The following is an 18,446-nucleotide window of genomic DNA, read 5'->3' on the forward strand; positions in this document are numbered from 1 at the left end:
CCGGAGGGTCAAACCGCCCAATGCGGGCTCAGACCATCATGCGATGGTACAGATCGAACATGATCCAGAGGCTGCCGCCCACCATGATGAAGATCAGGACGAGCGCGAAAGCCAGCGCTACGAGATTCTCGCGCGGGGTCGTCTTCAAATCGATGTGCAGGAAGAATGACAAATGCACCAGGATCTGCACCACGGCGAGCGCCGCAATGATGATCAGCGTGGTCTCGCGTGGGAGCACGCCCGTCGCCGCAAGACCGAAGGCTATGACCGTCAGGATCACGGCCAACGCGAGCCCGATCAGATAGGGCTTGATGGTACGCTCGATCTGAAGCCCCGACTTGATCTCCATCACAGCACCCCCGGCAAATAGACGACGGAGAAGATCACGACCCAGATAATGTCGAGGAAGTGCCAGAACAGGCCGAGCCGCATGAAGCGCGAGGCGACCGGCGCCGTGAGGCCTTTGAAGAACACCTGAGCGAACATCACAACGATCCACACGAGGCCCACACTGACGTGGAAGCCATGGGTGCCGACGAGCGTGAAGAAGGCCGACAGGAAACCGCTGCGGTCCGGTCCCGCCCCTTGCGCGATCATGCCGGTGAACTCGCCGATCTCCAGAAAGATGAAGCCCGCGCCCAAGAGGAAGGTGATGGCGAGCCAGAGCAGCACCTTGCCCCGGTCGCCGGCCGAGAGCGCGACGGCTGCCACGCCGAACGTCGTACTGCTCAAGAGCAGTAGCGCCGTCTCGGCCGCGGCTCTATCGAGTTCGAATACGTCCTTGGGCGTCGGCCCGCCGGCCGCATTGCCGACCATGACGAGATAGGTGGCAAAGAGGCAGGCGAAGATGACGGCGTCGCTCATCAGATAGAGCCAGAAGCCGAAATCCTTCTCCTCGTAGCGCTCCGCGTCACGCGGGCTGATCGTCATGCTGGCGACACTACTCATTCGGCGGGCTCCGGCGCGGCGTTGCCGGCAAAGCCGGGCTCGTCCGCCATTTCGTTCTTCGGGGCTTTGGCGAGCTGGGCGAAGCGCTCGTCTTCGATAGCCTTCACCTCGCTGGCCGTCATGATGAACTCATCGTCGTCGTCGGAGGCGCGGTAGATGATTGTGCCGGCGATCACGACGAGCGCCAGAAGCGCCAGCCACCACATCCACCAGATCGCGGCGAAGCCGAACACGCCGCCCGCGACGCCGATCACGACGCCGGCATAGGTGTTCTTCGGCATGACGATGTCTTCGTATTCGGCCGGGCGCTCATAGGCGACGCCGCGCTGTTTCATGTCCCACCAGGCGTCCCGGCTCTCCACCTTGGGTACGACCGCGAAATTGTAGGGCGCCGCCGGGGACGACGTGGCCCATTCGAGGGAACGGCCGTTCCAGGGATCGCCGGTGAGATCGAGCGCCTGGTTGCGCTCACGAATGCTGACGACGAGTTGCACGCCGAGACAGATCATACCGAGCATGATGATGAAGGCGCCGACCCAAGCCACGATGAGATGGGGCTGCCAAGCCGCGATGTCGTAGTGCTCCATGCGGCGGGGCATGCCGAGCATGCCGAGCACGTAGAGCGGCATGAAGGCGACATAGAAGCCGATGATCCAGCACCAGAAGGCGCGCGTGCCCCATTTCTCGTTGAGCTTGAAGCCGAAGGCTTTGGGGAACCAGTACATGTAGCCGGCGAGATAGCCGAACAGCACGCCCGGAATGATCATGTTGTGGAAGTGCGCGACCAGGAACGTCGTGTTGTGCATCATGTAGTCGATCGGCGGCAGCGCCAGCAGCACGCCCGACAGGCCGCCGATGACGAAGGTCACCAGAAACCCGATGGTGAAAAGCATCGGCGGTTTGAAGATGATGCGGCCGCGATACATGGTCAGCAGCCAGTCGAACACCTTCACGCCCGTGGGCACCGAGATGATCGTGGTCATCGTTCCGAAGAACGAGTTGACCTTGGCGCTCGATCCCATGGTGAAGAAGTGATGCAGCCACACCGTGAAGGACAGGAGGCCGATGGCGCAGGTGGCGAGCACGAGCGAGATGTAGCCGAACAGGCGCTTCTGGCTGAAGGTCGAGACCACCTCGGAGAACACGCCGAAGGCGGGAAGGATGAGGATGTAGACCTCCGGATGACCCCACAACCAAAACAGGTTGATGTAGTTCATCATGTTCCCGCCCATGGCGTTCGTGAAGAAGTGGAACCCGAAGTTCCGGTCGAGAATCAGCATGGCGCAGGCCACGGTGAGCGCGGGGAACGCAAAGATGATTAGGACCGACGTGATGAGCATGGTCCACGTAAAGAGCGGCAGGCGGAACATCGTCATGCCGGGCGCGCGGTTTTTGATGATCGTCACCAAGAAATTGATGCCCGTCATCGTGGTGCCGAAGCCCGCGACGAACACCATCCAAAGCCAGTAATCGACGCCGACGCCCGGCGTGTATTCAACCCCCGAATACGGTGGATAGCCCGTCCAACCCGCGGTGGAGAACTTGCCGACGACCAGCGAGATCAGCATGAGGCCCGCGCCGGCCGTGGTGAGCCACAGGCTAACGGAGTTCATGAAGGGGAACGCTACGTCCCGCGACCCGATCTGCTGTGGCACGATGAGATTGGCCAGCCCCGACAGGAACGGCATGGCCATGAAGAAAATCATGATCGTGCCGTGCGACGAGAATATCTGATCGAAATGGTCCGGCGGCAGATAGCCGTCGCTGTTGTAGGCGACGGCCTGCTGACTTCTCATCATCGCCGCGTCGACGAAGCCGCGCAGGAGCATGACGAGCGCGAGCATGATGTACATGATGCCGATCTTCTTGTGATCGACGCTCGACACCCACTGGGTCATCACCATGCGCCAAGCGCCGAAATAGGTAATGGCCCCGGCGACCGCGAGTCCGCCGAGTACGGTCACCGCGGCGCCGGACGCGGCGACGGCGCTGTAGAACGGCAGGGAATCGATTGTCAGTCGTCCGAAGATATCCACTGATCTATTCCGTCGTTTCGGCTTGCGAGTGATGCGGCATGCGGTCCATGTCGCCATGGGACCATTTGGCGATGATCTTGTCGAACAGTCCCGGCTCCACGCCCGAATAGTAGGTCACCGGCACCTTCTCGCTGGGCTTCGCCAGCGCATCGTACGTGGCCGCGTCGAGAGATTTGCCCTCTTGCTTCACCTTCTCCACCCAGGCATCGAAATCCTCTTTCGACTGCGCGTGGGTCTGGAACTGCTGATCGGCGAACCCGGTGCCGCTGTATTGGACATTGCGGCCCCAGAACGTGCCCTTCTCGTCGGCGAGCAGGTTGAGCCGCGTCTGCATGCCGGCCATCGCATAGATCTGTCCACCAAGCTTCGGGATCACGAGCGAGTTCATGACGGTGTCGGAGGTGATCGTGAGGCTAACGGGCGTACCAACCGGCATGGCCAGCTCGTTCACCACGGCGATGTCCTGCTCGGGATAAACGAACAGCCACTTCCAGTCCTGGGCGATGGCCTGCACCTGAAGCGGCTTCACGCTCGGATCGATCTCCGTGTAGGGATCGAGCTTGTACGTGTACTCCCAAAGATGGAAGGCCAGCCAGACGACGATCGCGGCCGGAATGCTCCAAACAATGATCTCGGCAGGCCAATAGAAATCGAAGTTGGGCGTGTACCGTGCTTTCCGGTTTGTTCCGCGATAGCGCACCGTGAACCACGCCGCCATGATGAAGACCGGAACGATCACGATCATCATGATGGCGGTTGCTTTGAAAAGGAGACCGCGCTCGGTCAGCGCGATGGGCCCTTTGGGGTCGAGCGTCGGCCCGTCGGCCACACCGCAGCCCGCGCACAGCACCGTCAGCCCCACGATGGCGATCGCGGCCGTTGCACGGGTGGTCCATCGAAGTGAGCGTGCGTGTCTGACGATCATTCCTTCGCTGCTTCGATTCTCAGGCGATACGGCAAGGCTGCGCAAGATCGTAATGACTTGCGGCCACTATTGCGAGGATAGACCACGCTTGGTGCACAACCTGTGACAATCGAGTCACAGAGTTTTATCGAATTGCAAACAGCCTAGCGCCAATCGCCGCAGACGGCGTTGACGAGCGTCAGACAGGCGACCGCAGCCGTGTCCGCGCGCATGACTCGCGGGCCCAGCGAGATCGGCAGCACGAAGTCTTTCTTGAGGAGGAGATCGCGTTCCTCAGGATCGAATCCGCCCTCGGGCCCGATCAAGACCGCGTGCGGACGAGATGCATCCGATGCCAGCGCCTCGAGCGGCGACGCGATGGCCGCCGTCTCGTCGGCGAAGACGAGGCGCCGCTCCGGGTCCCAGGCTTTCAGAATTTCTTCGAGCTTCTGCGGTGCGTGCACTTCAGGCACGCGCAGGATGCCACATTGCTCCGCCGCCTCTACCGCATTGGCCTCGAGCCGTTCGACCTTGACCCGCTCGGCGATCGTGCGCCGCGTGATGACCGGCCGCAAAACGCTGGCGCCCATCTCGGTCGCCTTCTGCGCCATGTAGTCGACGCGGGCACGCTTGATGGGCGCGAAGAGATAGTGGAGATCGGGACCCTCTTCCTGAGGCCGCGATTGGTGCTCGGCGACAAGTGTCATCGACTTCTTGCCGGCAGCGCCGGCACGGGCGCACCACTCGCCGTCCGTTCCATTGAACACGAGGACGTAGGAGTCCGGCTTAATCCGGAGCACATGCGCTAAGTAATGCGTCTGGTCCCGATCCAGCGTTATTTCGGCGCTCGCTTGAAGCGGAGACTTGACGAACAGCCGTGGCAGTTTAGAGGGCATGGACAACCCGCGGCAGCAGAAGCGAAACGGCAGGACACATGACACGTCCGGAGAATGAAGGCAAAGCCGGCGCTCCGGCCCAAGCACCCGTGACCGATGCCCCCGCGGCCGACGCACCCGTGGCCGACGCCCGAGCCAAGAACTGGGCGGACCGCTATGCCCCGCCCTGGGCGTTGCCGTATCTGCGGCTAGCCCGGGCGGACCGTCCGATCGGCTTTTATCTGTTGGCGCTGCCCTGCTTCTGGTCGGTGGGCCTGGCCGGCATCCACACGGGCGCGGCCTACCCCGATCCTGTCCTGCTCTTGCTGTTCGCCGTAGGCGCCATCGTGATGCGTGGCGCAGGCTGTACGTATAATGACATTGTCGACCGCGACATCGACGCAAAGGTCGCCCGCACCCGGTCGCGGCCCCTGCCGAGCGGACAGGTCTCGCTCAGAAGCGCTGTCGCTTTCATGCTGGCCCAGTGCCTCGTGGGCCTCGGCGTGCTTCTCAGCCTGAATAGCTTCTCGGTCTGGCTGGGCTTCGCCGTGATCCCCATCGTGGCGCTCTACCCGTTCATGAAGCGGATCAGCCATTGGCCCCAGGCCGTGCTCGGGCTCGCGTTCAACTGGGGCGCCCTGATGGGCTGGGCCGCGGTCACGGGGCGTCTCGATTGGGCGCCGGTGGTGCTTTACGTGGGAGCGGTCGCCTGGACCGTCGGCTACGACACCATCTATGCGCATCAGGACCGTGAGGACGACGCGCTGATCGGCATGAAATCCACCGCGCTCCGGTTCGGCGCCGACACCAGATATTGGCTGAGCGGGTTCTACGCGGTGACGATCGCGGCGATGGGGCTCGCGGGATGGCTGGCCGGCGGCGGCCCGCTGTTCTACACCGGACTAGCTTTCGCATGCGGGCAACTCTTGTGGCAGGTCGCGACTCTCGACATCGACGACGCCGACAACTGCCTTGCCCGTTTCAAGTCCAACCGAGACTTTGGTTTGATTGTTTTTTTCGCAATTCTGGCCGATATGACGGTTGCATCTTCCCTCTAGAGGGACGATGTGACGGGAATGGACGAATGGCCCGGGAAATGCACGGGCGACTCACATAAAGTTCCCGCAACGCAAGCGGGCCCCGGTGCGTATCGCATCCGAGGCCCGTGTGACGCCTTGCTGTTAGCTTCCTTATTGGCTGCCTTGAGGTAGCCTTGATTGCGTAGATGGTGCCACGGAAGACTTCCCGGACGCTTAATGGACGTCATTAACGACCGGTAGCTTCGAGCATGGTTGAGAGAGTGTTTCTATCCCCCGATGACCGCGATTACGCACAACAAGACCCACGAAAAGGCGCACGGATCGTCGCCTAGCCGCGAGCAGGATTTCGATATCCTCGGTCGCGCCGTGCGGGAAGCCGGGGCCCTGGCGTCGAGCTACTTCAAGGAGTCGCCCAAGGCCTTCACCAAGGCGGACGGCTCTCAGGTGAGCGAGGCCGACCTCGCCGTCGACGCCGCGCTGAAGCTCGACCTCACCACACGCCGCAAGGATTACGGCTGGCTTTCCGAGGAGAGCCCCGACGACCGCTCGCGCCTCAAGTACTCGCGGGTCTGGATGATCGATCCCATCGACGGAACCGGCGCCTTCTTGCGCGAGATTCCCGAATGGACCGTCTCGGCGGCCCTGGTCGAGGACGGGGTTCCGGTGATTGGCGTCGTTTACAATCCCGAGAAGGACGAGTTCTTCCACGCCATTCGCGGCGCGGGCGCGTTCCTGAACGGCGAACCGATCCACACGACCGACCAGGCCACCCTGGAAGGGGCCCGGATGATCGCGAGCGGGGGTCTCTTCAAGAAGAAGATCTGGGAAGATCCCTGGCCCAACGTGACGGCTCAATGGGTCAATTCCGTCGCCTACCGTCTGGCGCTGGTTGCCTGCGGGCGCGGCGATGCCACGATCTCCCTCACGCCCAAGGCCGAATGGGACTTGGCGGCGGCGGCCGTGATCGTGGATGAGGCCGGGGGCGTGATTACCGATCATCGGGGCGCGCCACATGCCTACAACAGCGAGATTCCCAAATTTCCCAGCCTCGTCGCCAGCGGCCTTGCCCTCCACCCTGCGCTGATCGAACGCACAAGCCGCGTAGACCTTTAGATCACAATTCGGCACATTGCCCGGCGAACAACCGAGCTAGGGGGATTTCGCATGGCTGCAGACAAGGGCGCATCGGAAACGGCGGAGAACGGCAAGCAGTTGCTGCATCTCGTCTTCGGCGGGACGCTGACCGAGCTGGACAAGGTCAAATTCGACGACCTGAGCAAGCTGGATATCGTCGGCATCTATCCCAACTATGCCAGCGCCTACGATGCTTGGAAGGACGCCGCGCAACGGTCCGTGGACGACGCCCATATGCGCTACTTTATCGTTCATCTTCACCGGCTGCTTGATCCGGAGACGGCCTAGCCTGCAAGCGGCACGCCCTCCCCGCCTCCGCGTACTTTGAGCGCTGGTGTCGAAGGGCTTTTCGCCGTAAAGGGCCCATGGCTCTCCCGACGGCTCTCGTGCTAGACAGGGGAACCAGGAGGCGGTGCGTACCCGCCGTGCCTCACAGGAACCGGGATAACCCTTGAAAGACAACGTCTTCATAGATGCCCGCGTGGCTGCTCGCGGTGGCGACGAACTCACGGGCGAGCGCTACACAACGGGCCAGATCGTCAAACGCATCTGGCGGGAGCATCTCCGGCCCCACAAGGCGCTGCTCGCCTGCGGCGCCATCGCGATGCTGCTGACCGCGGCGACGACCGGCGCCATCCCGTTCGTGATCCAGCGTACGGCCGACGACATCTTCGTCAACAAGAACGCCGACGTGGTGATCTACATCACCATCGCCATCGTCGTCATCACCGTGGTCAAGGCCATCTCGGAATATGTGGCCAACGTGACCGTCGGCTATCTGGGCCATCGCTTCATCGCGGACCTGCGCCTGCAGATGTTCAACAAGCTGGCCGAGGCCGACCTCGGCTGGATCCAGACGGTCCATTCGGGCCGCATTCTCTCCGGCTTCCTCAACGACGCGACGCTCATCCGCGCCACGGCCAGCCGCACGATCGTCACGCTGTTCGAGAACGCCTTCAAGGTCGTGATCCTGATCGGATCGATGTTCTACATGGCCCCGCGCCTGTCGATGCTGGTGATGATCTTCATGCCCTTCGCTTGGTTCATGCTGTCGCGGCAGCGGCGAAAGATGCGCAAGTCGACCACCAAGTCGCTCCAGGAAACCGGCGATCTGTCCGCATTGGTGACCCAGACGCTCCAGGGCATGCGTGTCGTGCGCGCCTACAAGCAGGAAGCCCAGGAAGAGGCACGGGCCTCGGCCGCCATCAACCGGGCGTTGGAGTTCACCATGCGCGGCATGCGCGCGCGGGCTCTGTCGAGCCCCGCTATGGAGCTTATCGTCGGGCTCGGCTTTGCCGCCGCCGTCTATGTCGCCGGCATTCACGGCATACGCGGCGAGGCGACCCTCGGCTACTTCATGGGCTTCACCACGGCGGCTCTGCTGATCTACGGGCCGCTCAAGAGCCTGGCGACCCTGCAAACGCAGTTGCAGGAAGGCGTCGCCGCGGCGAGCCGCGTGTTCGGTATCGTCGACCGCGAGAGCAAGCTCGTCGAGGCGGAGAACGCCAAGCCGCTCGATCTGACCGCCGGCGAAGTCGCATTCCGCGATGTCGGATTCTACTACGATCCGGAAAACGTCGTGCTGGAGGGCGTGACGCTGACCGTCCCGCCGGGCAAGACCGTCGCGCTGGTTGGTCCCTCGGGCTCAGGCAAGAGCACGCTCGTCAATCTGTCGCTGCGCTTCTTCGATCCGCAGGAAGGCGCGGTCCTCATCGACGGCCAGGACATCAAGGACGTCACGGTCTCGTCGCTGCGCGATGCCATTGGCCTCGTCACCCAAGACCCGGTTCTGTTCGACGACACGATCCGCGCCAACATTGCCTATGGCGCCAAGCCCCTGGTCGAAGAGGAAGTCATCGCGGCGGCCAAGGCGGCCGCGGCACACGACTTCATCGTGGGCTTGCCGCGCGGCTACGACACCCGCGTCGGCGAGGCAGGCACACTTCTGTCCGGCGGCGAACGGCAACGTATCGCCATCGCCCGCGCCATCTATAAGGACGCGCCGATCCTCATGCTGGACGAGCCGACAAGCTCGCTCGACTCCGAGTCCGAAGCCAAGGTTCAAGCGGCGCTCGAGAAACTCATGCAGGGACGCTCCGTGCTGATGATCGCCCATCGCCTGTCCACGGTGAAAAAAGCCGATCTCATCTGCGTGCTCGACAAGGGCCGTATCGTCGAGACCGGGCGCCATGACGAACTCGTCTCGCGCGGAGGGCTTTATACGCGGCTGCACCGTACGCAGTTCGGCATTGCCGGCGCTTTGGAGCAGGCCTCCGCCGGCGACGAGCCCGCCGTCGCCGTTCCAGGCGAATAGCGGCGCAGCGGGATGGTGAAGCGTTTCCTCGCATCGGAGCAAGGCACGGCCTTCCTGAGCAAGCTTGCCTCCAGCTACATCCGCTTTGTCTACGCCACCAGCACCCTGGTGCGCGAACCGGAAGACACCGACGCCAAGCTGTTTGCCCAACACCCGCAAATCCTCTCGATCTGGCACGGCCAGTTCATGATGCTGCCGATCATGAAACCGGAGCGCGAGGCGGAGGTGAAGGCCATGGTGTCGCGCCATGGCGACGCCGAGCTGATCGGCGATGTGCTGCGCCGCTTCGGCATGGAGCTTATCCGCGGCGCGGGCGCCGGAAAACGAAAGCGCAATCGCGGCGGCGCCTCGGCCATGCGGGAAACGCTGAGGTCGCTCGAATCGGGCGCATCCGTCTGCATGACGGCGGACGTGCCACCGGGTCCCGCACGGCGCGCGGGGGTCGGCATTGCCACGATCGCCGCGAAGTCGGGACGCCCCGTCGTGCCGCACGCCATTGCCACAAGCCGCTCCATAAAGCTCTCCACCTGGAGCGCCTTCACGATCAACCTGCCTTTTTCCAAAATGGCCTATGTGGTCGGCGAGCCCGTTCGTATCCCCGACACCGAGGATCCGGAAGTGATCGAGGCAGGACGGAAAGCGATCGAGAGCGCACTCGCCGAGACGATGGCGCGCGCCTACGCCTTGGTGGGTGCGACTGATCCTCTGAGCAAGGAAGAAGCCTTGAAACCGGGCGCCGCCCTCAAGACCTACCGGCTAGCGACCCAGCTTGCGGCGCCTGTCGCCCCGTTGCTGCTGGCGTGGCGGACGCGTAAAGGCAAGGAAGAGCGCGACCGGCGTCCCGAACGCTACGGGATCGCGACCCTCCCCCGGCCCTCGGGCTTCCTCGTTTGGTTTCATGCCGCGTCGGTGGGCGAAACCAACGCCGCGCTTCCACTCATCGAGCACATCGCGAAGGCCCGGCCGGACATCCGCATCCTGCTGACGACGGCCACGGTAACGTCGGCACGTCACGCCCGCACGCGCCTGCCCGAAGGCGCGATCCATCAATACGTTCCGCTGGACCGAACCAGCTACCTCAAGCGCTTTCTGGACCACTGGCGTCCCGATCTCGCCGTTCTGGTGGAATCGGAGGTGTGGCCGAACCTCGTGCTGGAAACGAAGGCGACGGGCGTGCCACTGCTGCTGATCAACGCCCGCATGTCCGGCCCCTCCTACAAGAGGTGGCGACGTCGCCCAGGCATGAGCCGACCGATCTTCTCCGCCTTCGACCTTGTCCTGGCGCAGAACGAGCGGCTCGCCGAACAGATCGCGCAACTCGGCGCGCCCAAATCCTATGCTGCCGGCAATCTGAAGGCGGATGCGCCCCCGCCGCCCGTCGATCCTGCCGCGAAAGCGGACCTGTCGGCCGCATTCTGGGGACGGCCGGTCTGGCTGGCGGCCAGCACCCATCCCGGCGAGGACGAGATCGTCGGGGCGGCCCACGCCAAGATCAAAGAGGTGTTGCCGGATATCGCCACCGTCATCGTCCCGCGCCATCCCGAGCGCGGTACGGCAATCGCGGAGACGCTGCGTGCCCGCGGCCTGAAGGTCTCGATGCGGTCTCAAGGCGGCGGCATCGACGCCAACACGGACGTCTATGTGGCGGACACGATCGGCGAGCTCGGCCTGTTCTACGCGCTCACGCCGGTCGCGTTTATCGGTGGTTCCCTGGTTAAGCACGGGGGCCAGAACCCGGTGGAGGCGATCAAGCTCGGCGCCGCCGTCCTGGCCGGCCCGCACGTACATAATTTCCGCGAAATGTATGCTGACCTCCTGAAGGCAGGCGGCGCGCGGGAGGTCGAGGATGCCGGCAGCCTCGCCGATGCGGTGCTCGACCTGCTTCAGAACGAGGTGGCCCGCAAGGAAGTCCACGCCAAGGCCGAGGCCTGCGTCGCCGCGATGACGGGCGCGATGCCGAAGACGCTGGAAGCGATCGAGGCCTACTTCCCGGAGAAGGTGCCGCTGCAACATGCCTCTTGAGACACCGTCCTGGTGGTATGGCAAGCGCGCGAGCTTCGCGAAAGTCGCGCTCGCCAAAGTCATGCCCGCCCTGCTCTCGCCCGTCGCCGCACTCTACGGCCGCGGCACGGCCTCGCGCCTGGCGCAGGACCCGGAATACCGGTCTCGGCTCCCCGTAATCTGCATTGGGAACTTCACGTCCGGCGGCGGCGGCAAGACCCCGACGGCCATTGCTCTGGCGGGGCTCCTCAAATCCATGGGCAAGACGCCCGCCTTTCTAACGCGTGGCTATGGCGGCAGCGCCAAGGATGTGGTCCAGGTCGCCGGACACGATGCGAGCGAGGTCGGTGACGAAGCCCTGCTGCTGGCGGAGACCGCGCCCACGTTCGTTTCCGCGGACCGGGCGGCCGGCGCGAAGGCCATCGAACAAACGGGCGCCGACGTCATCGTCATGGATGACGGGTTTCAAAATCCTGGGCTCGCGAAGGATTTGTCGCTGATCGTGGTCGATGCAGTCTCGGGGCTCGGCAACGGCAAGGTCATTCCGTCCGGCCCGTTGCGGGCACCGTTGGCCGCCCAGATGCCGCGTGCCGATGCGCTGCTTGTCATCGGCGAGGGCAAGAAAGGCGATGCGCTCATCAAGCGGTTCGAGGCGGCCGGCAAGCCTGCCTTGCGGGCGAAGATCACACCCAATTGCGACCCGCGCTGGCTCACGGTGCTGCCTGCGGTCGGCTTCGCCGGCATCGCGCGGCCGTCGAAATTCTTCGCAACGCTGAAGTCGAACGGGGCGCGCCTCGTTGCAAGTTACGGCTTCGGCGATCATCACCGCTTCACCGAGAAGGAAGCCCGGCGCTTGTTGAACGAGGCGGAAGCCAAGAAGGCGATGCTGGTGACGACCGAGAAGGACTGGGCGCGCCTCACCGAGGACGACGACGATGAGGAAGAGAGCGCTGTCGCCGAGCTCAAAAAGCGCTCGCGGCCGTTTCCGATCATCGTCAACTTCGACGACGAGGATGCCGTGAAGGCGTTGCTCGAAGAGACGCTCGAGAAGGCGTCTTCAAAAAAGTAGCAGCTAGGATTTCTCAGATGTCTCGCGGACCCGCTTGAGCGAGGCGGCGGCATCCACATACGGCTCCTGCAACGCGACGCTCCAATAGCGCAGCTCGTCGAGCGGAATGGTCGTGCCTGTCACGGCGCAGCGGACAAACTCGCCCGGCGTGACCACCTGCACCTCTCCATCGAGATAGCGGAGCTTGGCCTCACCCTTGAAGCCGAAATTGCGTTCGAAGCGATTCATCACGGTCGTGGTCTTCCTCGTTTCGGGCACCTTAGCGTCAGCGCGGGGCACGTGCCAGCGCTAGAGCAGGCTTCCCTGAGAACCGTCAGGGTTCGATTTGGCTTTTTTCCTCGCCGTCCCAGCTGGCTTCGGTTTCGGCGCCGCAGGCTCGGCTGGTGTGTCGCCCAACACCTGGGCACCGATATGGCCATCCGAGAACTGAATGTCGAGCGCCTCGCCCGCATGGACGGCGCCGGCGCTGCGCACCATCGCGCCCTCCGCGTCTCGGATGAGCGCAAATCCGCGCGCAAGGACGTTGTGATAGCCGAGCGTACCCAAGAGCTTCGCCTGCGCATCGAGCCGCTGGCGCGCCTTCTCGACACGAGCGGTGATGGCCCGGGCACGGTCCCGATCGAGGCGCTTGAGCAAGTCGCGTGCCGTGGCGGCGCGGCGGGCTACTAGCCCGGCCGCAAAGCAGCCGCCGTACGCGCCAGAACGGCCCGATGGCTCTGGGTGTTCGCCCGCAAGGACTGGAGAAGCCGACCACTCGCCGTATCGAGCCGCTGGCGCGGCAGGCCCAGAATGGCTTCCCTGCGGGCAGGCCTCGGGCTGAGGCCGTGACACGGCTGCGCCAATGCTCCACCGCCCGGCGCATCGTGCCGGCCATGCGCACGCCGTAGGTCTGCACGGCGCTCAGAAGTTCGGAGCGAACCGGGACGGCGCGCTCGGCCGCCGCGGTTGGAGTCGGCGCCCGGTAGTCGGCCACGAGGTCGATCAAGGTCCAGTCCGTCTCGTGGCCGACGGCGGAGATCAGCGGAATGGCGCTCGCGGCCGCGGCCCGCACGACGATCTCCTCGTTGAAGCCCCAAAGATCTTCCAGGCTGCCGCCGCCCCGCGCCACGATGATGAGGTCCGGGACAATACCTTCCGTGGCGGCGCCTGCGTTGAAGCCGGCGATGGCCGCGGCGACATCCGCCGCGCACGTGTCGCCTTGCACCCGCACGGGCCACACGATGACATGGGACGGGAAGCGGTCGCCGAGGCGATGAAGAATGTCGCGGATGACGGCGCCCGTAGGCGAGGTCACCACGCCGATGACGTCCGGCAGAAAGGGCAGCTCCTGTTTGCGTTCCTCGTCGAACAGGCCCTCGGCGGCAAGCTGCTTCTTGCGCTGCTCCAGCAGCGCCATGAGCGCGCCGGCGCCCGCCGGCTCCAGGTCCTCGATCACGATCTGATATTTCGACCCGCCGGGATAGGTGGTGATCTTGCCCTTGGCGACGATCTCCAGACCTTCCTCAGGTTTGAATTTCAGCCGCGAGAATGTGCCGCGCCAGACCACCGCCTCGATGGCCGCGTTCTCGTCCTTCAGCCGGAAATAGCAATGGCCGGAGGCATGCGGCCCGCGATAGCCCGAGACCTCGCCGCGCAGGCGCACGAGGCCGTAGGCGTCCTCGACGGTGCGCTTCAGCGCAAAAGCCAGCTCCGACACCGAGTATTCGGTGACGTTGGTCGACTCAGGCTGTGGATTGCGGGGTGCCATTCAGGGCGTCTCTTCTTCTAAACTGCCGTTGTCGTGCTAAGAGCGCGACTTCCTTCAAGCGGCATGACCTTACCATTAGGGCATACAGGCGCAGGGTTGGCGGAACAAGCGGGGCAACGACAGTCGTGAACGTACTTCTCATCGGCGGCGGCGGGCGCGAGCATGCGCTGGCCTGGAAACTGGCGCAGAGCCCTCTCCTCGACACGCTCTACTGCGCGCCCGGAAATGCAGGCATCGCCGAGACCGCCGAACTGGTCGAGCTCGATGTGGGCGATCATGGCGCGGTCGCCAAATTCTGCGCGGAGAAGCAGATCGGGCTCGTGGTCATCGGCCCCGAGGCGCCGCTGGTTGCTGGCCTCGCGGACGATCTGGAGGCGCAAGGCATCCCCGTATTCGGCCCGTCCAAGGCGGCATCGGCTTTGGAGGGCTCGAAAGGTTTCACCAAGGACCTCTGCACCGAGTTCGGCATCCCCACCGCCGCCTACGGACGCTTCACGGACGCCGCCGCCGCCAAGACCTATCTGGCTGAGCAGAAACTGCCGATCGTGATCAAGGCCGATGGTCTTGCCGCCGGCAAAGGCGTCGTTATCGCCGAAAGCCGGGACGAGGCCGATGCCGCCATCGACGCCTGTTTCGAGGGGGCTTTCGGCGCGGCCGGCGCGGAAGTCGTCGTCGAAGAGTTTCTGGGCGGCGAAGAGGCGAGCTTCTTCGCGCTCGTCGATGGCGAGACTGCCCTGCCGCTGGCAACGGCCCAGGATCACAAGCGCGTCCACGACGGCGACCAGGGTCCCAACACGGGCGGCATGGGCGCCTACTCCCCCGCCCCCATCATGACCGAGGCGCTATGCGCCCGGACCATGGACGAAATCATCCTGCCAACGGTCGCGGCCATGAAGGCGCGCGGGACGCCGTTCAAGGGCGTGCTCTATGCGGGGCTGATGATCGAGGACGGGGCGCCGAAACTCATCGAATACAATGTGCGCTTCGGCGACCCGGAGGCACAGCCGCTGATGATGCGGCTGAAGTCGGACCTCCTGCCCGTGCTGCTGGCGACGGCGCAAGGAAAGCTCGCAGGTGTGACCCTGGACTGGGAGGCCGACGCGGCGCTCTGCGTGGTGATGGCGGCGAAGGGCTATCCGGGCGCATACGACAAAGGCACCGAGATCAAGGGGCTCGAGCGGGCCGGCGCCGATCCGCGCACCGCAATCTTTCACGCAGGCACGACGCGCGACGGGCCCCGGCTTCTCGCCAGCGGCGGCCGCGTGCTCGGCGTGACGGCGCTCGGGGAGGACATCGCCCAGGCGCAGACCCGCGCCTATAAGGCGGTGGATGCGATCGACTGGCCCGGCGGCTTCTGCCGTCGCGATATCGGCTGGCGGGCTCTGAAGCGCGGCGTCTGAGACTTCGTCCGTCGGCGGCGCATTAGGGAGAAATTCACCCTAACGCCATAGGAAAACCGTCGGGCACCGTTTCGCCCCGTTTTTGTCACCGGAAAATGTTGTGTTTTCACGATGGCGTCACTATCTCCAAGACAAGCTAACGCACAGCCAGCATCTGAGAATCGCGCGATGACATTCGATATGCCCATTTCCAAGAAGACCGTTTCCGGCGTTGTGGGCGTCGTTGCGATCCTTTTCTATCTCTGGCTGCTGACGTGGTCCGCCCCCGCCAATGCGATGGGCGGCGTGATCACAGGGCCCGAAGCACCCGGCGTCGACGTTCATCAGGTCAAGAGAATCTTCAAACGCGACCGCACGCCCGTCTACCCGTATTACGCCCAGGGTCCGGGCCGTAAGGGCTGGTCGTCCTATATCGGCTTCGTGCCCTATAGCTGGGGCAATGTCGAGAACGAGGCGATCCAGCGGAACCAGTATCCCATGCGTTATTGGCCGCATAATCAGAACGCCCCGCTCCCGCGTCCCTATCGCTAGCCGTTAGCGCTCGCCGCCCCCCCCCATCGTCACTCGTGTCTTACGCGTTCGTTCCGGAACGCTCAGCGCCGCGCGGCGAAGAAATCCCGTAGCAACGACGACGACGCCGTCTCGCCGATGCCCCCATAGATTTCGGGGGCATGATGGCAGGTGGACTGGCTGAAGAAGCGTGGGCCGTGCTCCACGGCGCCGCCCTTGGGATCGCTTGCCCCGAAATAAAGACGCCGGATGCGGGCGAACGAAATCGCGCCCGCGCACATGGCGCAGGGCTCGAGCGTCACGTAGAGATCGCAGTCGATCAGCCGCTCGCTGCCAAGCGCCGCGGCTGCAGCCCGCAGCGCCAAAATTTCGGCATGAGCCGTGGGATCGCGCAGCTCCAGCGTGCGATTGCCGGCCTTCGCCAGCACCGACCCGTTCCCATCGACAACGACCGCGCCGACCGGCACCTCGCCACGGCCTGCTGCCGCGCGCGCTTCGTCCAGCGCGAGATCCATCGGGGTCGATTTGGAGCGCTTGCCGGAAGCGCCATCTTCTGCAAGCTTCGCCGTCATGAAAGCAAAGGTGAACGAACGGGCGACCGGCGGTCAAGCGCCGCGGAAACGCAGCCGCACGCGCCCCGCGCCGCCCAAGCGCGAGTTGGAGCCGATGCGCATCGCCAAGGCGATCGCCCATGCCGGGCTGTGCTCCCGCCGCGACGCGGAGAAATGGATCGAGGCCGGCCGCGTCAGCGTCAACGGCACGGTCCTGACGACCCCCGCTCATGTGGTGAGCGCGGAGGACACGATCCTGGTGGACGGGGAGCCCCTCCCCTCCCTGCACGCGCCCCGTCTGTGGCGCTACAACAAGCCGAAGGGCCTCGTGACAAGCCACAAGGATCCGGAGGGCCGGCCCACTGTTTTCGCCAACCTGCCCGACACGCTGCCGCGCGTGGTCTCCATCGGACGCCTCGACATCAACACCGAGGGCCTGCTGCTGCTGACGACTGACGGCGCCTTGGCGCGCCACTTAGAGCTTCCGAGCACGGGCTGGGTCCGGCGTTATCGCGTGCGAGCGCACGGCCAGGTCAGCCAGGGCGCGCTCGATGCCCTCAAGGGCGGCGTCACCATCGACGGCATCCGTTACGGGCCCATCGAGGCCAAGATCGAACGGACCCAAGGCAGCAATGTCTGGCTGCTCATCGGGCTGCGCGAAGGCAAGAACCGCGAAGTGAAGCGCATCGCCGCGCATCTGGGCCTCACCGTGACCCGGCTGATCCGCACCTCCTTCGGCCCCTTCTCCTTGGGCGATCTGCCGACCGGGACGGTGGACGAGGTCAAACGCAAGGTGATCGCCGACCAACTCGGCCCCACACTCGCCCGAGAACTCGGTGTGAAGAGCTGATGCGCATCGTCGCCGGACGCTTCAAGGGCAAGTCGCTCGATGCGCCCAAAGGCCTGAACACGCGCCCAACGTCGGACCGGGTCCGCGAGGCGCTGTTCAACGTCCTCACCCATGGCGCGCCGGAGATCGCGTTCGAGCGCACGCGCGTCCTCGACCTATTCTCGGGCTCCGGCGCGTTGGGTCTGGAGGCGGTCTCTCGCGGCGCCCGCTACTGCCTCTTCATCGAGGAAGACGCCGGCGCGCGCGGTACGATCCGCCGCAATGTGGAAGCGCTCGGGCTCACCGGCGTGAGCAAGATCTGGCGGCGCGATGCCACCCGGCTCGGCCCCGTGGGCACGATGAGCCCGTTTGACTTGGTGTTTTGCGACCCGCCCTATGGCAAAGGATTGGGGCCAACCTCGCTGCAGAGCGCCCTGGAGGGCGGTTGGCTTGCGCCCAATGCCGTGGTCGTGCTGGAAGAACGGGCGGGAGAGCCGCCGAACTGGCCGGAAAGTCTGGTTGAGATCGACCGCCGCCGCTACGGCGACACCGAGATCGCGATCGCTCGATACGAGCGTTGAAGGAGAAGACGATGCGACTATTGGCATTCACCTGTCTCGGGTTGGTTCTCGCCGCCGCCTCGCCGAGCGGGGACACGTTCCAGACCGGCGATTGGCAGGGACGCGCCAATTTCAATGGCGAAGGCGTCTTCACCGATTGCACAATTCTCATGCCCGATCCCGAGCACACGACGGTCGGCTTCGTCATGACCCTCAGCAACGATCTCGGGATGATCGTCGCCGACCCGGCTCTCAAGCTGAAACCGGGCGAGCAGAAACCCACGCTGGTCCACGTGGAAGGGATCGACTCGGTCGCGGCGATGGCCGACGTCGTGGCGGACAACGGCATCCTCATTCCAATCGAGAGCGGGAGCCCGCTGGCCCGCGCCATCAGCGAGGGCAAGGAGTTCCGCGTCAATCTCCCGGAGAAGGAGTTTGTGCTTCAGCGCCCAAAGACGGGCGAAGCTCTGGAGGCCCTGAAGTCCTGCGTCGAGAGCCATCGCGGCAAGGATCGCGTCGAGCTGTGAG

At 64.5% G+C, this 18,446-nt stretch carries 18 protein-coding genes and 1 pseudogene; 11 read left to right on the forward strand and 8 right to left on the reverse strand.

Annotated elements, in window-relative coordinates:
- Nucleotides 1–28: 28 nt before the first annotated feature.
- The 5 genes from cyoD to DCY11_RS04850 all read right to left on the reverse strand — a co-directional run bounded on the left by cyoD (nucleotide 29) and on the right by DCY11_RS04850 (nucleotide 4,784).
- Entirely contained in the window at nucleotides 29–349 is a 321-nt protein-coding gene (gene cyoD / locus DCY11_RS04830) for a cytochrome o ubiquinol oxidase subunit IV (RefSeq protein ID WP_108681509.1), read from the reverse strand.
- On the reverse strand, nucleotides 349–948 hold the full coding sequence (cyoC, locus tag DCY11_RS04835) for a cytochrome o ubiquinol oxidase subunit III (protein ID WP_108681511.1): 600 nt from the start codon (nucleotides 946–948) through the stop codon (nucleotides 349–351). The genes cyoD and cyoC overlap by 1 nt, the downstream gene beginning before the upstream one ends.
- Complete coding sequence (locus DCY11_RS04840; RefSeq protein ID WP_108683676.1) at nucleotides 945–2,978, reverse strand: cbb3-type cytochrome c oxidase subunit I; 2,034 nt, start codon at nucleotides 2,976–2,978, stop codon at nucleotides 945–947. Before DCY11_RS04840 ends, cyoC begins: the two co-directional genes overlap by 4 nt.
- Before the next feature lie 10 nt (nucleotides 2,979–2,988).
- Nucleotides 2,989–3,909 (reverse strand): ubiquinol oxidase subunit II, encoded by a 921-nt coding sequence (gene cyoA / locus DCY11_RS04845; RefSeq protein WP_108681513.1) that lies wholly within the window; start codon nucleotides 3,907–3,909, stop codon nucleotides 2,989–2,991.
- 143 nt (nucleotides 3,910–4,052) lie between these two features.
- Nucleotides 4,053–4,784 carry a 16S rRNA (uracil(1498)-N(3))-methyltransferase gene (locus DCY11_RS04850; protein WP_108681515.1) on the reverse strand — a complete coding sequence of 244 codons (732 nt, stop codon included), beginning with the start codon at nucleotides 4,782–4,784 and terminating at the stop codon, nucleotides 4,053–4,055.
- A gap of 38 nt (nucleotides 4,785–4,822) precedes the next feature.
- Between DCY11_RS04850 and ubiA the strand changes: the two genes are divergently transcribed.
- From ubiA to lpxK, 6 genes are all read left to right on the forward strand, one after another.
- Entirely contained in the window at nucleotides 4,823–5,821 is a 999-nt protein-coding gene (gene ubiA / locus DCY11_RS04855; RefSeq protein WP_108681517.1) for a 4-hydroxybenzoate octaprenyltransferase, read from the forward strand.
- A 258-nt stretch (nucleotides 5,822–6,079) separates the two neighbouring features.
- Nucleotides 6,080–6,916, forward strand: a complete 837-nt coding sequence (locus DCY11_RS04860) for a 3'(2'),5'-bisphosphate nucleotidase CysQ (protein ID WP_083241355.1) — start codon at nucleotides 6,080–6,082, stop codon at nucleotides 6,914–6,916.
- 51 nt (nucleotides 6,917–6,967) lie between these two features.
- Nucleotides 6,968–7,225, forward strand: a complete 258-nt coding sequence (locus DCY11_RS04865; protein ID WP_108681519.1) for a DUF4170 domain-containing protein — start codon at nucleotides 6,968–6,970, stop codon at nucleotides 7,223–7,225.
- 193 nt (nucleotides 7,226–7,418) lie between these two features.
- A complete protein-coding gene (locus DCY11_RS04870) occupies nucleotides 7,419–9,251 on the forward strand; it encodes an ABC transporter ATP-binding protein (protein ID WP_108681521.1) in 1,833 nt (610 codons plus the stop codon).
- A gap of 12 nt (nucleotides 9,252–9,263) precedes the next feature.
- Nucleotides 9,264–11,273 carry a glycosyltransferase N-terminal domain-containing protein gene (locus DCY11_RS04875; protein WP_108681523.1) on the forward strand — a complete coding sequence of 670 codons (2,010 nt, stop codon included), beginning with the start codon at nucleotides 9,264–9,266 and terminating at the stop codon, nucleotides 11,271–11,273.
- Entirely contained in the window at nucleotides 11,263–12,321 is a 1,059-nt protein-coding gene (lpxK, locus tag DCY11_RS04880) for a tetraacyldisaccharide 4'-kinase (RefSeq protein ID WP_108681525.1), read from the forward strand. Before DCY11_RS04875 ends, lpxK begins: the two co-directional genes overlap by 11 nt.
- A 3-nt stretch (nucleotides 12,322–12,324) precedes the next feature.
- On the opposite strand, the gene DCY11_RS04885 is transcribed toward lpxK, so the two are convergent.
- The gene (locus DCY11_RS04885) at nucleotides 12,325–12,552 is read right to left on the reverse strand and encodes a DUF2093 domain-containing protein (protein ID WP_371515033.1); all 228 of its coding nucleotides are present in this window, start codon (nucleotides 12,550–12,552) and stop codon (nucleotides 12,325–12,327) included.
- Nucleotides 12,553–12,609: 57 nt separating this feature from the next.
- Nucleotides 12,610–14,068 (reverse strand): annotated as a pseudogene (gene xseA / locus DCY11_RS04895) (exodeoxyribonuclease VII large subunit).
- A 125-nt stretch (nucleotides 14,069–14,193) separates the two neighbouring features.
- On the opposite strand from xseA, the gene purD reads away from it, so the two are divergent.
- Both purD and DCY11_RS04905 read left to right on the forward strand, forming a co-directional pair.
- Nucleotides 14,194–15,468, forward strand: coding sequence for a phosphoribosylamine--glycine ligase (purD, locus tag DCY11_RS04900; protein ID WP_108681529.1), 1,275 nt, complete (start codon nucleotides 14,194–14,196; stop codon nucleotides 15,466–15,468).
- Between the two features lie 168 nt (nucleotides 15,469–15,636).
- Entirely contained in the window at nucleotides 15,637–15,999 is a 363-nt protein-coding gene (locus DCY11_RS04905) for a hypothetical protein (protein ID WP_108681531.1), read from the forward strand.
- A gap of 62 nt (nucleotides 16,000–16,061) precedes the next feature.
- Here DCY11_RS04905 and DCY11_RS04910 read toward each other — a convergent pair whose 3' ends face one another.
- Nucleotides 16,062–16,493, reverse strand: coding sequence for a nucleoside deaminase (locus tag DCY11_RS04910; RefSeq protein ID WP_108683678.1), 432 nt, complete (start codon nucleotides 16,491–16,493; stop codon nucleotides 16,062–16,064).
- 55 nt (nucleotides 16,494–16,548) lie between these two features.
- Here DCY11_RS04910 and DCY11_RS04915 point away from each other — a divergent pair, with 55 nt between their 5' ends.
- Genes DCY11_RS04915 through DCY11_RS04925 form a run of 3 tightly spaced genes read left to right on the forward strand, consistent with a single transcriptional unit; the run spans nucleotide 16,549 to nucleotide 18,445 of the window.
- Nucleotides 16,549–17,379, forward strand: coding sequence for a pseudouridine synthase (locus tag DCY11_RS04915; protein ID WP_108681532.1), 831 nt, complete (start codon nucleotides 16,549–16,551; stop codon nucleotides 17,377–17,379).
- On the forward strand, nucleotides 17,379–17,939 hold the full coding sequence (gene rsmD, locus DCY11_RS04920; protein ID WP_108681535.1) for a 16S rRNA (guanine(966)-N(2))-methyltransferase RsmD: 561 nt from the start codon (nucleotides 17,379–17,381) through the stop codon (nucleotides 17,937–17,939). Before DCY11_RS04915 ends, rsmD begins: the two co-directional genes overlap by 1 nt.
- Before the next feature lie 11 nt (nucleotides 17,940–17,950).
- On the forward strand, nucleotides 17,951–18,445 hold the full coding sequence (locus DCY11_RS04925) for a hypothetical protein (protein ID WP_159079807.1): 495 nt from the start codon (nucleotides 17,951–17,953) through the stop codon (nucleotides 18,443–18,445).
- Nucleotide 18,446 lies beyond the last annotated feature (1 nt).

The organism is Methyloceanibacter sp. wino2, from assembly GCF_003071365.1.
GTDB lineage: Bacteria > Pseudomonadota > Alphaproteobacteria > Rhizobiales > Methyloligellaceae > Methyloceanibacter.

Bases quoted from the DNA above. Each gene is read 5' to 3' on its own strand.
- DCY11_RS04925 (WP_159079807.1), top strand. From the start codon at position 17,951: ATGCGACTATTGGCATTCACCTGTCTCGGGTTGGTTCTCGCCGCCGCC.
- DCY11_RS04860 (WP_083241355.1), top strand. From the start codon at position 6,080: ATGACCGCGATTACGCACAACAAGACCCACGAAAAGGCGCACGGATCG.
- DCY11_RS04905 (WP_108681531.1), top strand. From the start codon at position 15,637: ATGACATTCGATATGCCCATTTCCAAGAAGACCGTTTCCGGCGTTGTG.
- cyoC (WP_108681511.1), bottom strand. From the start codon at position 948: ATGAGTAGTGTCGCCAGCATGACGATCAGCCCGCGTGACGCGGAGCGC.
- DCY11_RS04850 (WP_108681515.1), bottom strand. From the start codon at position 4,784: ATGCCCTCTAAACTGCCACGGCTGTTCGTCAAGTCTCCGCTTCAAGCG.
- DCY11_RS04875 (WP_108681523.1), top strand. From the start codon at position 9,264: ATGGTGAAGCGTTTCCTCGCATCGGAGCAAGGCACGGCCTTCCTGAGC.
- cyoD (WP_108681509.1), bottom strand. From the start codon at position 349: ATGGAGATCAAGTCGGGGCTTCAGATCGAGCGTACCATCAAGCCCTAT.
- DCY11_RS04910 (WP_108683678.1), bottom strand. From the start codon at position 16,493: ATGGATCTCGCGCTGGACGAAGCGCGCGCGGCAGCAGGCCGTGGCGAG.
- DCY11_RS04865 (WP_108681519.1), top strand. From the start codon at position 6,968: ATGGCTGCAGACAAGGGCGCATCGGAAACGGCGGAGAACGGCAAGCAG.
- DCY11_RS04915 (WP_108681532.1), top strand. From the start codon at position 16,549: ATGAAAGCAAAGGTGAACGAACGGGCGACCGGCGGTCAAGCGCCGCGG.
- rsmD (WP_108681535.1), top strand. From the start codon at position 17,379: ATGCGCATCGTCGCCGGACGCTTCAAGGGCAAGTCGCTCGATGCGCCC.
- lpxK (WP_108681525.1), top strand. From the start codon at position 11,263: ATGCCTCTTGAGACACCGTCCTGGTGGTATGGCAAGCGCGCGAGCTTC.
- ubiA (WP_108681517.1), top strand. From the start codon at position 4,823: ATGACACGTCCGGAGAATGAAGGCAAAGCCGGCGCTCCGGCCCAAGCA.
- cyoA (WP_108681513.1), bottom strand. From the start codon at position 3,909: ATGATCGTCAGACACGCACGCTCACTTCGATGGACCACCCGTGCAACG.